This window comes from Enterobacter sp. Y17 (assembly GCF_019730495.1).
Lineage (GTDB): Bacteria > Pseudomonadota > Gammaproteobacteria > Enterobacterales > Enterobacteriaceae > Enterobacter > Enterobacter asburiae_B.
In genome coordinates, this window is record NZ_JAASKP010000002.1 from 86,644 (window position 1) to 99,094 (window position 12,451).

Annotated in this window: 16 protein-coding genes; 10 read left to right on the plus strand and 6 right to left on the minus strand. The window is 53.7% G+C overall.

Going from position 1 to position 12,451, the window contains the following annotated elements; genetic code table 11:
• Positions 1-12: 12 nt before the first annotated feature.
• The 4 genes from mlaC (at position 13) to murA (ending at position 2,632) form a co-directional block, all read left to right on the plus strand.
• Positions 13-648, plus strand: a complete 636-nt coding sequence (gene mlaC / locus HCH49_RS14660; protein ID WP_033146748.1) for a phospholipid-binding protein MlaC — start codon at positions 13-15, stop codon at positions 646-648.
• Positions 648-941: a lipid asymmetry maintenance protein MlaB gene (gene mlaB, locus HCH49_RS14665; protein WP_048981183.1), complete on the plus strand. Its 294-nt coding sequence runs from the start codon at positions 648-650 to the stop codon at positions 939-941. Before mlaC ends, mlaB begins: the two co-directional genes overlap by 1 nt.
• 126 nt (positions 942-1,067) lie before the next feature.
• Positions 1,068-1,322: a BolA family iron metabolism protein IbaG gene (gene ibaG / locus HCH49_RS14670; protein ID WP_008501458.1), complete on the plus strand. Its 255-nt coding sequence runs from the start codon at positions 1,068-1,070 to the stop codon at positions 1,320-1,322.
• Between the two features lie 50 nt (positions 1,323-1,372).
• Complete coding sequence (gene murA, locus HCH49_RS14675; RefSeq protein ID WP_023309349.1) at positions 1,373-2,632, plus strand: UDP-N-acetylglucosamine 1-carboxyvinyltransferase; 1,260 nt, start codon at positions 1,373-1,375, stop codon at positions 2,630-2,632.
• 60 nt (positions 2,633-2,692) lie between these two features.
• On the opposite strand, the gene sfsB is transcribed toward murA, so the two are convergent.
• Together sfsB and ispB are read right to left on the minus strand one after the other, a co-directional pair.
• Entirely contained in the window at positions 2,693-2,980 is a 288-nt protein-coding gene (sfsB, locus tag HCH49_RS14680; protein ID WP_023309348.1) for a DNA-binding transcriptional regulator SfsB, read from the minus strand.
• A gap of 229 nt (positions 2,981-3,209) precedes the next feature.
• Entirely contained in the window at positions 3,210-4,181 is a 972-nt protein-coding gene (ispB, locus tag HCH49_RS14685; protein ID WP_024906360.1) for an octaprenyl diphosphate synthase, read from the minus strand.
• 257 nt (positions 4,182-4,438) lie between these two features.
• On the opposite strand from ispB, the gene rplU reads away from it, so the two are divergent.
• The 4 genes from rplU (at position 4,439) to cgtA (ending at position 7,280) form a co-directional block, all read left to right on the plus strand.
• Positions 4,439-4,750, plus strand: a complete 312-nt coding sequence (gene rplU, locus HCH49_RS14690) for a 50S ribosomal protein L21 (RefSeq protein ID WP_003025032.1) — start codon at positions 4,439-4,441, stop codon at positions 4,748-4,750.
• Between the two features lie 19 nt (positions 4,751-4,769).
• Complete coding sequence (rpmA, locus tag HCH49_RS14695) at positions 4,770-5,027, plus strand: 50S ribosomal protein L27 (RefSeq protein WP_004385076.1); 258 nt, start codon at positions 4,770-4,772, stop codon at positions 5,025-5,027.
• Between the two features lie 96 nt (positions 5,028-5,123).
• Positions 5,124-6,089, plus strand: coding sequence for a DMT family transporter (locus HCH49_RS14700; RefSeq protein WP_023309346.1), 966 nt, complete (start codon positions 5,124-5,126; stop codon positions 6,087-6,089).
• 15 nt (positions 6,090-6,104) lie between these two features.
• Complete coding sequence (cgtA, locus tag HCH49_RS14705) at positions 6,105-7,280, plus strand: Obg family GTPase CgtA (RefSeq protein WP_023333597.1); 1,176 nt, start codon at positions 6,105-6,107, stop codon at positions 7,278-7,280.
• 34 nt (positions 7,281-7,314) lie between these two features.
• Here cgtA and pmrB read toward each other — a convergent pair whose 3' ends face one another.
• From pmrB to dacB, 3 genes are read right to left on the minus strand one after another with little or no spacing between them, the layout of a single operon-like run.
• A complete protein-coding gene (pmrB, locus tag HCH49_RS14710) occupies positions 7,315-8,358 on the minus strand; it encodes a two-component system sensor histidine kinase PmrB (RefSeq protein ID WP_221702922.1) in 1,044 nt (347 codons plus the stop codon).
• A complete protein-coding gene (gene pmrA / locus HCH49_RS14715; RefSeq protein WP_033146744.1) occupies positions 8,355-9,017 on the minus strand; it encodes a two-component system response regulator PmrA in 663 nt (220 codons plus the stop codon). The genes pmrB and pmrA overlap by 4 nt, the downstream gene beginning before the upstream one ends.
• Before the next feature lie 2 nt (positions 9,018-9,019).
• Complete coding sequence (dacB, locus tag HCH49_RS14720) at positions 9,020-10,453, minus strand: serine-type D-Ala-D-Ala carboxypeptidase (protein WP_221702923.1); 1,434 nt, start codon at positions 10,451-10,453, stop codon at positions 9,020-9,022.
• A 228-nt stretch (positions 10,454-10,681) separates the two neighbouring features.
• Here dacB and greA point away from each other — a divergent pair, with 228 nt between their 5' ends.
• Positions 10,682-11,158, plus strand: a complete 477-nt coding sequence (gene greA / locus HCH49_RS14725; protein WP_014171793.1) for a transcription elongation factor GreA — start codon at positions 10,682-10,684, stop codon at positions 11,156-11,158.
• A 151-nt stretch (positions 11,159-11,309) separates the two neighbouring features.
• Here the strand turns inward: greA and yhbY are convergent, their stop codons facing one another.
• On the minus strand, positions 11,310-11,603 hold the full coding sequence (yhbY, locus tag HCH49_RS14730) for a ribosome assembly RNA-binding protein YhbY (protein ID WP_003861814.1): 294 nt from the start codon (positions 11,601-11,603) through the stop codon (positions 11,310-11,312).
• A gap of 127 nt (positions 11,604-11,730) precedes the next feature.
• Between yhbY and rlmE the strand changes: the two genes are divergently transcribed.
• Positions 11,731-12,357, plus strand: coding sequence for a 23S rRNA (uridine(2552)-2'-O)-methyltransferase RlmE (gene rlmE, locus HCH49_RS14735; RefSeq protein ID WP_003861812.1), 627 nt, complete (start codon positions 11,731-11,733; stop codon positions 12,355-12,357).
• Positions 12,358-12,451 lie beyond the last annotated feature (94 nt).

Sequence of the window (12,451 nt, forward strand, 5' to 3'; positions counted from 1 at the left end):
GAGAAGTCATTCATGTTTAAACGACTGTTAATGGTTGCCATGCTGGTCATCGCCCCTCTAACCGCCGCCCACGCTGCGGATCAGAGTAACCCGTACAAACTGATGGACGAAGCGGCGAAGAAGACATTCGACCGTCTTAAAAACGAACAGCCTAAAATTCGTGCTAATCCTGATTATCTGCGTGACGTCGTTGACCAGGAGCTGCTGCCGTACGTGCAGATTAAATATGCGGGTGCGCTGGTGCTGGGACGTTATTACAAAGACGCGACCCCTGCGCAGCGTGATGCCTACTTTGCCGCGTTTCGTGAATACCTGAAACAGGCTTATGGCCAGGCGCTGGCGATGTACCACGGCCAGACCTATCAGATTGCGCCTGAGCAGCCGCTGGGCGATGCGACCATCGTCCCTATCCGTGTGACGATCATCGATCCTAACGGTCGTCCGCCGGTTCGTCTGGATTTCCAGTGGCGTAAAAACAGCCAGACCGGTCACTGGCAGGCGTATGACATGATTGCCGAAGGGGTAAGCATGATCACCACCAAACAGAACGAATGGAGCGACCTGCTGCGCACCAAAGGCATTGATGGCCTGACCGCTCAGCTGCAGTCTATCTCTCGCCAGAAAATTACTCTGGATGAGAAGAAGTAATGTCACAGCAACTCAGCTGGTCGCGTGAAGGCGAGACATTAAAGCTGTCCGGTGAACTGGATCAGGATCTGCTGAACCCACTGTGGGACAAACGCCACGAAGCGATGCAGGGCGTGACGCTTATCGACTTAACCGACGTCACGCGGGTGGATACGGCGGGTGTTGCGCTGCTTGCCCATCTGGTTGCCGTGGGGAAAAAGCAGGGGACAAGCGTCAAACTTCACGGCGCGAGCGATAATGTCGTGACCCTTGCGCAGCTCTACAATCTCCCTCAGGACGTACTGCCTCGTTAATATTTTCAGTGCGTTACTTCCGAAAGCCCTGACTGTTTCATCGTCGGGGCTTTTTGCTTGTTTAAGACAACGCCACTTTGCTCTAAGATGTTGGGCTTGTTTTCACTATCAGATGATTAAGAGCCCATGGAAAATCATGAAATCCAGACAGTGCTGATGAATGCACTCTCCCTTCAGGAAGCCCACGTCACTGGCGATGGCAGTCACTTCCAGGTTATTGCTGTGGGTGAGATGTTCGACGGTATGAGCCGCGTGAAGAAACAGCAGGCTGTGTACGCGCCGCTGATGGAATATATTGCGGATAACCGCATCCACGCCCTGTCGATTAAAGCGTTCACCCCGCAAGAGTGGGCACGCGATCGCAAACTAAACGGTTTTTGAGCTGAGGGCGACAGGCCCGCAGCACGGTTGAATTTATAAGAGAGCACACAATGGATAAATTTCGTGTACAGGGGCCAACGCGTCTCCAGGGCGAAGTCACAATTTCTGGCGCTAAAAACGCCGCGCTGCCAATCCTCTTTGCTGCGCTGCTGGCTGAAGAGCCGGTAGAAATTCAGAACGTACCGAAGCTGAAAGATATCGACACCACCATGAAGCTGCTCACCCAGCTGGGCACGAAAGTCGAGCGTAACGGTTCCGTCTGGATCGACGCCAGCAAGGTGAACAACTTCTCAGCCCCTTACGATCTGGTGAAAACCATGCGTGCATCCATCTGGGCGCTTGGCCCGCTGGTGGCGCGTTTTGGTCAGGGGCAGGTCTCTCTGCCTGGCGGTTGCGCCATCGGTGCGCGTCCGGTTGACCTGCACATCTTTGGTCTGGAGAAGCTGGGCGCCGAGATCAAGCTGGAAGAAGGTTACGTTAAAGCGTCCGTTAATGGTCGTCTGAAAGGCGCGCACATCGTCATGGACAAAGTGAGCGTGGGCGCAACGGTCACCATTATGTCTGCGGCGACGCTGGCAGAAGGTACCACCATCATCGAAAATGCCGCGCGCGAACCGGAGATTGTGGATACCGCCAACTTCCTCGTGGCGCTGGGGGCAAAGATTTCCGGTCAGGGTACCGACCGTATCACCATCGAAGGCGTTGAGCGTCTGGGCGGTGGTGTCTATCGCGTTCTGCCGGACCGTATCGAAACCGGTACCTTCCTGGTCGCTGCGGCGATTTCTGGCGGGAAGATTGTTTGTCGCAACGCGCAGCCAGATACCCTGGATGCGGTGCTGGCGAAACTGCGCGATGCGGGTGCGGATATCGAAATCGGTGAAGACTGGATCAGCCTCGATATGCACGGCCAGCGTCCAAAAGCGGTCAATGTGCGTACGGCACCGCATCCGGCGTTCCCTACGGACATGCAGGCGCAGTTCACCCTGTTGAACCTGGTTGCCGAAGGCACTGGCTTCATCACAGAAACCATTTTCGAGAACCGCTTTATGCACGTACCGGAGCTGATCCGTATGGGCGCGCATGCTGAGATCGAAAGTAATACCGTGATTTGCCACGGCGTTGAGAAACTGTCAGGTGCTCAGGTGATGGCAACCGATCTGCGTGCGTCTGCAAGCCTGGTGCTGGCGGGTTGTATCGCGGAAGGTACAACGATCGTGGATCGTATCTATCACATCGATCGTGGTTATGAACGTATCGAAGATAAACTGCGCGCGCTGGGTGCCAACATCGAGCGTGTGAAGGGCGAGTAATCGTTCCGGCAGCCCCCTGCCAGCAATGACCGGGGGGTTGCTGTTCCTGTCAAAAATGCGTTATTCCTGCGGTTCTCTTTTTACCTTTCTCTGGCGAATCATGCGCGATCTGTCGATAAATTCATGGGTAATGGGATCGTGATAGCGTGAAGGCCAAATTACCCACGGATGCGTATCCAGCGCCGTCGCGATAATTAATTCTCCCTTGGGCCAGGGGCGGGTGAGGGCGTTTGCCAGAGTGGAAGAACTCAGTCCATGGCGGCGGGACTCTGCTGCCAGTGAAGTGCCTCTTTTGCGCAGCGCGGCAATAATATCAGCCGTGTGCCAGTCGATAAATTTCGTATCCATAACGCCGTCCTTAAGTTCGGATTCACCTACGCCGTTTCTTCTGAAACGACGCGGTTACTATACCCATTTCAACTTCTTGTTCTAAAAAGTTCGCGTTACTTGAAGGGATATTCAGAATAAGACACGGCTTTATTCATGCGGTCTCTAAACCGATGAATTTACATGAACACGGAATTTACAGGTGTGTACTGGAATCTCCCCGCTATCGCTGCGGGGAGAAACAAGGGGATTAACGGTCGCGCTGAACGGCGATGTGGGCAAGACCAATCAGTGCCTCGCGCCACGGGCTGTCTGGAATGACCTGAAGCGCTTCGATGGCTTTGTCGGCTTCTTCTTCCGCGCGCTGACGCGTCCATTCCAGCGATCCGCAGATAGCCATAGTTTCCAGTACAGGTTCCAGAAGATGGCGGCCATTTCCCTGCTCAATCGCTTCACGGATCATTTTCGCCTGGTCGGCTGTTCCGTTGCGCATAGCATGAAGCAGCGGCAGGGTGGGTTTACCTTCGTTCAGGTCATCGCCCACGTTTTTACCGAGCGTTTCGCCGTCCGCACTGTAGTCCAGCAAATCATCAATCAGCTGGAAGGCCGTACCCAGATAGCGGCCATAGTCCTGCAGGCCTTTTTCCTGGGCTTCAGTACAGTCGGCCAGAATGCCGGAACACTGGGCAGCCGCTTCAAACAGGCGCGCCGTTTTGCTGTAGATGACGCGCATGTAGTTTTCTTCGGTGATATCAGGGTCGTTGACGTTCATCAGCTGCAGCACTTCGCCTTCAGCAATGACGTTTACGGCTTCGGACATCACTTCCAGCACTTTCAGGGAGCCCAGGCTGGTCATCATCTGGAAGGCGCGGGTATAGATAAAATCCCCCACCAGGACGCTGGCTGCGTTTCCGAAAGCGGCGTTTGCCGTGGCTTTGCCACGACGCATATCCGATTCATCCACAACATCGTCATGCAGAAGCGTCGCCGTGTGAATAAATTCGATGAGCGCTGCGATAGTGATGTGAGCATTTCCCTGATAGCCAACGGCTCTGGCAGCCAGAATGGCAATCATCGGACGAATGCGTTTACCGCCGCCGCTGACGATGTAATAGCCCAACTGATTGATCAGCTGAACGTCAGAGTTGAGTTGCTCCAGGATTGCTGCATTCACACCCGCCATATCTTGCGCGGTTAACTCGTTGATTTTTTCTAAATTCATCGCAAAAGCCGGGCTTTTTATCCTGTTGATCCCATCTTCAATGGGGTAACGAAGGGTTTCGGTTTATCAATAGTAGTGCTGATTGTACTGAAAAAACGGCACAGATAAACGTTACCGTACGTGTTGTGTTTTTTTTCTTCATGTATTGACGGTAGCACTTGTCAAAGGCTCGCGTTTTGCGTAATATTCGCGCCCTATTGTGAATATTTATAGCGCACTCTGATTCATACGAGGACGTGCGCGGAAGCGGAGTTTATATGTACGCGGTTTTCCAAAGTGGTGGTAAACAACACCGAGTAAGCGAAGGTCAGACCGTTCGCCTGGAAAAGCTGGACATCGCAACTGGCGAATCTGTTGAGTTCGCAGAAGTTCTGATGATCGCAAACGGTGAAGAAGTCAAAATCGGCGTTCCTTTCGTTGATGGCGGCGTTATCAAAGCTGAAGTTGTTGCACACGGTCGTGGCGAGAAAGTTAAAATCGTTAAGTTTCGTCGTCGTAAGCACTACCGTAAGCAGCAGGGCCACCGTCAGTGGTTCACTGATGTGAAAATTACTGGCATCAGCGCCTAAGACCTGAGGAGAGATTTAAATGGCACATAAAAAGGCTGGCGGCTCCACACGTAACGGTCGCGATTCAGAAGCTAAACGCCTTGGCGTTAAGCGTTTCGGTGGCGAATCCGTTCTGGCGGGTAGCATCATCGTTCGTCAACGTGGTACCAAATTCCACGCTGGCAACAACGTAGGTTGCGGTCGTGACCACACTCTGTTTGCTAAAGCAGACGGTAAAGTGAAATTTGAAGTTAAAGGCCCGAACAACCGTAAATACATCAGCATCGTTGCTGAGTAAGGTTTTCTCGGTCCGGTAACGGATTAAAGCCCCGCAACCTGTTGCGGGGCTTTTTACATTGGAAACCCGGTAATTTTTTCTGTAGGGAAAACGGGCATGAAGCAGCAGGCCGGCATTGGTATTCTTTTGGCGCTCACTACCGCAATGTGCTGGGGTGCGCTGCCAATTGCAATGAAGCAGGTACTGGAAGTGATGGAGCCGCCTACGGTGGTCTTTTATCGCTTTCTGATGGCAAGCATCGGCCTCGGGGCCATTCTGGCTATCAAAGGTAAGCTTCCACCCTTGCGGCTCTTCCGCAAACCGCGCTGGCTGGTATTGCTGGCTATCGCGACGGGCGGTCTGTTCGGTAACTTCATCCTGTTCAGCTCTTCCCTGCAATATCTCAGCCCCACGGCGTCGCAGGTGATAGGTCAGCTTTCACCGGTGGGCATGATGGTCGCCAGCGTCTTTATCCTCAAGGAAAAGATGCGCGGTACGCAGATTATCGGGGCGAGCATGCTGCTGTGCGGTCTGGTGATGTTCTTCAACACCAGTCTGATTGAGATTTTCACCCGCCTGACGGATTACACATGGGGTGTAATTTTTGGTGTGGGGGCAGCAACGGTTTGGGTGAGCTATGGCGTCGCACAAAAGGTGTTATTGCGTCGTCTTGCCTCACAGCAGATCCTCTTTTTATTGTACACTTTGTGTACAATAGCATTGCTGCCATTAGCAAAGCCGGGTGTGATTTCCCAGCTTAGCGACTGGCAACTGGCGTGCCTCATTTTTTGTGGGCTGAACACGCTGGTCGGTTATGGCGCGCTGGCCGAAGCGATGGCGCGCTGGCAGGCGGCACAGGTGAGCGCGTTAATTACGCTTACTCCGCTGTTTACGCTGTTATTTTCAGATTTGTTATCAATGGCCTGGCCCGATGTCTTCGTCAGACCGATGCTCAACCTGTTGGGTTATCTCGGTGCGTTTGTCGTGGTTGCGGGCGCGATGTATTCCGCCATTGGTCATCGTCTTTGGGGACGTTGGCGCAAAAATGAAGCGGTTGTAGTAGTCCCCCGCTCAGGCGAATGAGTTACGGAGAGTAAAATGAAGTTTGTTGATGAAGCGACGATCCTGGTCGTGGCTGGTGATGGCGGCAATGGTTGCGTGAGCTTCCGCCGTGAAAAGTATATCCCACGTGGCGGTCCTGACGGCGGCGACGGCGGGGATGGTGGTGACGTGTGGCTGGAGGCGGATGAGAACCTCAACACGCTGATCGACTACCGTTTCGAAAAATCCTTCCGCGCTGAACGTGGCCAGAACGGCCAGAGCCGTGACTGTACCGGGAAACGCGGTAAAGACGTCACCATTAAGGTTCCGGTCGGTACGCGTGTGATTGACCAGGGGACCGGTGAAACCATGGGTGACATGACCAAACACGGTCAGCGCCTGATGGTGGCGAAAGGCGGCTGGCACGGTCTGGGTAACAGCCGTTTCAAATCCTCCGTTAACCGTACTCCGCGTCAGAAAACGATGGGTACGCCGGGCGATAAGCGCGATCTGCAGCTGGAGCTGATGCTTCTGGCAGACGTGGGCATGCTGGGTATGCCAAACGCCGGTAAATCGACGTTCATTCGCGCCGTTTCTGCGGCGAAACCAAAAGTGGCGGACTATCCGTTTACCACGCTGGTACCAAGCCTGGGCGTTGTCCGTATGGATAACGAGAAGAGCTTTGTGGTTGCCGATATTCCGGGTCTGATTGAAGGCGCTGCGGAAGGCGCGGGTCTGGGTATTCGCTTCCTGAAACACCTTGAGCGTTGCCGCGTGCTGCTGCACCTTATCGATATCGATCCTATCGACGGTTCCGATCCGGTAGAAAACGCCCGCATCATCATCGGTGAGCTGGAAAAATACAGCGAAAAACTGGCGAATAAACCACGCTGGCTGGTCTTCAACAAGATCGACCTGATGGACAAAGCTGAAGCGGAAGCGAAAGCTAAAGCGATTGCTGAAGCGATGGGCTGGGAAGATAAATACTACCTGATCTCTGCGGCAAGCCAGGTTGGCGTGAAAGATCTGTGCTGGGATGTGATGACCTTCATCATTGAGAACCCAATTGTTCAGGCGGAAGAAGCGAAACAGCCTGAAAAAGTCGAATTCATGTGGGATGACTACCACCGCCAGCAGCTTGAAGAGCTGGAAGCGGAAGAGGATGATGAAGACTGGGACGATGACTGGGATGAAGACGACGAAGAAGGCGTCGAGTTCATCTACAAGCACTAATATCTGTCCAAAGCCCCCATTATGGGGGCTTTTTTTATCCCAGCGTTGCGGGCAGCCAGCAGCTGGCGATCAAACCACCTTCAGCGCCGTTCTCAAGCGTCAACCTGCCGTGGTGGAGCTGCAAGATGCGCTGCACGATACTCAGGCCCAGACCGCTGCCACCGTAGCGCTGGTCAAGACGGCGGAATGGCTCGGTAATTGACTGTCGGTGCGCGTCATCAATACCGGGCCCCTGATCGATCACGCCGATCTGCGTCCCCCCGTCGACCTCGGTTAATGTCACTGTAATCGTTGTCCCTGCCGGGCTGTAGCGCCCGGCATTCTCCAGCAGGTTGCGCAGCATCAGACGCAGGAGCACGGCGTCTCCCTGAACCGTGAGCGCGCTTTTAGCGGGCCAAATCACCGTATGCTCTTTGGCTTCATGGCCCAGGCCGAGAGGTTCAATGATATTTTCCGTCCAGCTCACGGTTTCGTAGTGGCCGCTGGCCATTGCCTGTCCGGCACGGGCCAGCATCAGCAGTTGCTCAACGGTATGCATGAGCTGATCGATACGGCTAATTAACGTCGCGGCCTGTGGTGCGCCTGACTGCGCCATGAGCTCCAGATGGAGCCGGATACCGGCAAGGGGCGTTCGAAGCTCGTGCGCGGCGTCAGCGGTGAAGAGACGCTCCTGCTGAATGGTATTGTCCAGCCGGGCGAGCAGCTGGTTCAGGGAGGTTGTCACCGCGCCGATTTCTTCCATGTCGGAATACATAGGAAGCGGAGTTAAGTTATCTGCCGAACGGTTAGCCAGGCTGTCACGCAGTTTATTCAGCGGTCGGGTTATCCAGGTGACTGCCCAGAAAGAGAAAAACAGCGTAAAGCCTACCATCACCAGAGAAGGGACGAGAAGGGAAGCAATCGCTTCGCGGATCTCTTTTTCGACATGGTTATTACGGGCTTTTGCCGACAGCGTTTCATTCACCAGAAAACCGATCTGCTCGCGGCTTTCATGCCACAGCCAGATGACGCTTATCAGCTGGAAAAATAAGAGAATGACCGCCAGCAGCACCATTAAACGCCGACGCATGCTGTTCATTTCTGGCTCTCAAGGCGATAGCCAACGCCACGGACGGTTTTGATTCTGTCCTTGCCGAGCTTGCGACGCAGGTTATGGATGTGAACTTCAAGGGTATTTGACCCCGGATCGTCCTGCCAGGAGTAGATATCCTGCTGGAGCGTTTCTCTGTGCACCGTTTGCCCGCTGCGCATGATCAGACGCGTAAGCAGGGCGAACTCTTTTGGCGTCACCTCTACCGCCTGGTCCCGGCGCAGTACCTGCTGGGTTTGCAGATTCAGCGTAATATCGCCGTCGGTGAGTAAGTTATCGCTATGGCCCTGATAGCGGCGAATCAACGCCCGCACTCGCGCCTGAAGCTCAGCAAGCGCAAAAGGCTTCACCAGGTAATCATCTGCGCCTGCATCGAGGCCGGTGATGCGATCTTCAATGGCATCGCGTGCCGTCAGGATCAACACCGGGTTGGCGATACCGCGGCGTCGCCACTGGCTGAGCAGCGTGGCGCCATCTTTATCAGGCAAGCCCAAATCGAGGATCACCAGACTGTATTCGCCGCTCTGGATCAGGGCGTCCGCCTCCGCTGCGGTGCCAGCACAGTCGAGGGCATACCCTTCATTGGCCAGCCCCAGCGCCAGCCCTTCCTGCAATAACAGATCGTCTTCAACTATGAGTAGTTTCATCGCTAGTTATTCTGGTAGATGTCCTTATAAAGCCTGCTTTCGAAGCGAACAAGCGGAATACGGCGATTGCGCTGGTCGGTCGGTTCGACGGCATAGCCGGAAAGATACTGCACGAATGCCATGCGTTGTCCGCTGGCGGTAGTGATGAAGCCTGCAAGGTTGTAAACCCCCTGCAGCGAGCCTGTCTTAGCGGATACTTTGCCATCCACGCCGGCAGCGTGAAGCCCGGCGCGATACTGCAGCGAACCGTCATGCCCGGCCAGCGGCAGCATTGAAATAAAGTTTAGCTCAGTGTCATGCTGTGCAATGTACTGAAGCACCTGCATCATCGTGGCCGGAGAGATCAAATTATGACGCGATAATCCGGAGCCATCGACGGCGATGGTATTACCCAGTTCGATCCCGGCCTGCTGGCGCAGGATCTGACGAACGGCGTCTGAACCCGCGCGCCAGGTTCCCGGCACGCCGAAACGCGCGTGGCCAATCATGCGGAACACGGTGTCGGCAATCATGTTGTCCGACTTTTTCAGCATGATTCGCAGTAAATCGTGCAGCGGAGGAGACTGTTTGCTGGCGATGACCGTGCCGGGCTGATTGACCTGCGTCTGGCGAAGCAGCGTGCCGGTGTAGGTTATGCCCGCTTGTTTCAGCTCATCTTTCAGAATGGCACCCGCGTAGCTTGCTCCATCCTGTATCGCAAAGGCCAGCGGCAGCGGATCGGCGCGCTGCGTCAGGCAGCCGGTAAGCGTGAAGCGGTTAAGATCGCCCGGCACGACGTCCAGCTCACAATATTGCGCATCCGGGGAGCCTTTCGCCAGCGTGCGGACCTGGCTAAACATTGTGACCGGGTAGTAGGACGCTATGCGGATAAACGCTAAATCGTCTGCCTTTGGCGCGCTGTAAAGCGAAACCGAGAAGCAGTTACGGTCAACAATCGCGGCGGCGGGCGGGGCGCTGAAACATTGGGTCATGTCGTTCCACGGCCAGCCTGGGGCTTTATCGTGGCTGGCAAAGATGGACGTGTCGATCAGTACATTGCCATCAATTTTCTGCACGCCAGATTTTTTCAGTACCGCAACCATATTGCGGATATCCTGGCGCTTAAAGGTCGGATCGCCGCCAAAACGGGCGATAAGATCGCCTTTCAGTGCGTCACCCTCGACGTTACCTTTGGTCTCGAGTGTGGTCGTAAAACGGAAGTCAGGCCCGAGCTGGAGCAGGGCGGCGAGGGCAGTGATCACCTTTTGGGTACTGGCAGGCAGCGCCATCTGTTGACTGTGATAGTCAATCTCGGGAGCCTGTGCGCCAACCTTCTGCACCATCAGGGCAAGGTTCGCGCCTGCGGGGAGCTGATTAATGTACTCATCAACATTCGCGGCCTGGGCGGTGAACGTTATACTGGTAGTCAATCCGATGATAAATCTGGAAAATCGCATAATCTCGCGCTAACAACCCGAAAACAAACCGTCATACTACGGTGCATGGCACTGCAAAGTAAACGATGACCCATAGTGAACTTCGCGGTAAAATGCATATCAAATTGAAAAATTGCTGCTGACCTGGGGCATTGCTCCCGGGTCGGTTTTCTTTTTGCTTCTTGCCCGCTTAGGGGGGCAGGAGCAGGGAACACTGCTCCCAACAGGAATGTTTAAGAGGTATAACAAATGCAAGCTATTCCGATGACCTTACGTGGTGCCGAAAAACTGCGCGAAGAGCTGGATTTCCTGAAATCCGTGCGTCGTCCTGAAATCATCGCCGCTATCGCGGATGCGCGCGAGCATGGCGACCTGAAAGAGAACGCTGAATACCACGCCGCTCGTGAGCAGCAGGGCTTCTGTGAAGGGCGTATTAAAGATATCGAAGCAAAACTGTCCAATGCACAGGTTATCGATATCACCAAAATGCCTAACAACGGGCGTGTGATCTTTGGTTCTACCGTGACCGTGCTGAACCTGGACAACGACGAAGAGCAGACCTATCGCATCGTGGGTGATGATGAAGCAGACTTCAAACAGAACCTGATTTCAGTGAACTCCCCGATTGCTCGCGGCCTGATTGGCAAAGAGCAGGACGATGTTGTCACCATTCGCACCCCTGGCGGTGAAGTGGAATACGAAATTATTAAGGTTGAATACCTGTAATTCGCTTCTCTACTAAGATGTTGATACATTGTAAAGAAAAGAAAAAGGCCGCATAGCGGCCTTTTATCAACTCAAGGAGCATGGCATTTTGCTCGCCTGCTGACAGAAATCCCTCGTTTCACACAGAAAATGTGTTTGATTCAGGATATCCTTAGCGTGGCAGCGAGATTTTACGCTCTTTAGATGGGCGGTAGAGCACCAGCGTTTTACCGATGACCTGTACATTACAGGCGCCGGTTTCGCGCACGATGGCTTCCACGATCAGGTTTTTAGTGTCTCTGTCTTCAGAGGCGATTTTCACCTTGATCAGCTCGTGGTGTTCCAGCGCTTGTTCAATCTCGGCAAGCACCCCTTCGGTCAAACCATTGTTGCCAAGCATGACTACAGGCTTGAGCGGATGTGCCAGACCTTTAAGGTGCTGTTTTTGTTTAGTACTCAGATTCATCGTATATTTTTGCTTACGTTGGGATTGAAAACGGTTCATTCTACCGCCATCTCCCTTATATCGCCAAATAGCTGCGTAGAAATTTACGTCACAGGCAGGTAACGATGAACCAGGACGGAAATGTTAAATGACAGGTAAAAAGCGTTCTGCCAGCTCCAGCCGCTGGCTTCAGGAACACTTTAGCGATAAATATGTTCAACAGGCACAGAAAAAGGGGTTGCGTTCCCGTGCCTGGTTTAAACTTGATGAAATACAGCAAAGTGACAAACTTTTTAAGCCGGGGATGACGGTTGTTGACCTCGGTGCGGCACCCGGCGGATGGTCCCAGTATGCGGTAACGCAGATCGGCGGAACGGGCCGAATCATCGCGTGCGATCTTTTACCAATGGATCCCATCGTCGGTGTCGACTTCCTTCAGGGCGACTTTCGTGATGAATTAGTGCTGAAAGCGTTACTTGATCGTGTAGGTGACAGTAAGGTCCAGGTTGTCATGTCTGATATGGCACCAAATATGTGCGGAACACCGGCGGTGGATATCCCCCGCGCCATGTATCTGGTGGAGCTAGCGTTAGAAATGTGTCGTGATGTACTAGCGCCTGGTGGTAGTTTTGTTGTGAAGGTGTTTCAGGGCGAAGGTTTCGAGGAGTATCTTAAGGAAATTCGCTCCCTGTTTGCGAAGGTTAAAGTTCGTAAGCCGGACTCTTCCCGGGCCCGTTCCCGAGAAGTGTATATTGTAGCGACCGGGCGAAAATGATAACCGGTAGATTTCAGGCGAAAGTTTGAATGAAACTGGATATAGAGTATCCTGACGCTGTTTTTAACACAGTTGTAATATGAGGTTAATCCCT